The organism is Oleiphilus sp. HI0067, from assembly GCF_001635735.1.
The window spans coordinates 1-837 of the sequence record NZ_LWFI01001440.1; the positions used below are offsets into that span (position 1 = coordinate 1).

2 protein-coding genes are annotated in these 837 nt (G+C 45.4%); both read left to right on the forward strand.

Annotated features, from left to right (window positions below):
* Nucleotides 1-228: response regulator (locus A3739_RS23425; protein ID WP_156502789.1), on the forward strand; the 228-nt coding region annotated here is incomplete at its 5' end.
* A gap of 29 nt (nucleotides 229-257) precedes the next feature.
* Nucleotides 258-837 (forward strand): Hpt domain-containing protein (locus A3739_RS23430; RefSeq protein ID WP_197472520.1); only part of this gene is annotated, 580 nt, incomplete at its 3' end.

Here is an 837-nt window from a genome sequence, read left to right on the forward strand (position 1 = left end):
ATTGACCTTGTTTTATCAGACGTAAATATGCCAGTAATGGATGGCATTGAGCTCGTCAAGAATCTACGAACACTTCCTGATTATAAGTTCACGCCGATACTTATGTTAACGACGGAATCCGCTGGCGATAAGAAATCCGAAGGTAAAGAGGCTGGCGCCACGGGCTGGCTTGTTAAACCGTTTAATCCGGACCAGTTACTCGCGACCATCAAGAAAGTGATGGGGTAGTGTTAAGCACCATTTTCATGGGGTGAAGTATGAGCGTAGATCTCAGTCAGTTTCATCAGGTCTTCTTTGAAGAAAGTAACGAAGGCTTAGACATAATGGAGGCAGCTCTCTTAGAGCTGGACCCTGACAATCAAGATTCTGAGCGCATTGATGAAATATTCCGTGCTGCGCACTCAATTAAGGGTGGTAGTGGTATCTTTGGTTTTCAGCAAATTGCAGATTTTATACACGTCGTAGAAACGCTTCTTGATCTGATTCGATCAGATCAATTCAAAATTCTTGCAGAGCATGTTGATCTATTCCTTCGTTCAGTCGATTGCCTGCGAACAATGGTCACGCAATTGGAACAAGGCGAGGAATGCGAGACCGAATTATCCAATTCACTTAAATCAGAATTTGAAGATATTTTAAATGGCCGAGAATCAGGCGCTTCCGCTGCAACCCAAAACGGTGGAGAGGGCGATGCTAACGATGGCCATAGTGATGGGGCACGCGGATGGCAAATATTTTTCCGTCCTTCTACAGATATTTTACGAACGGGTAACGAGCCTGTTCGGATGTTCAGAGAGCTGGCTGAACTCGGTGAGCTTGAGGTCGACGTGGATGCCT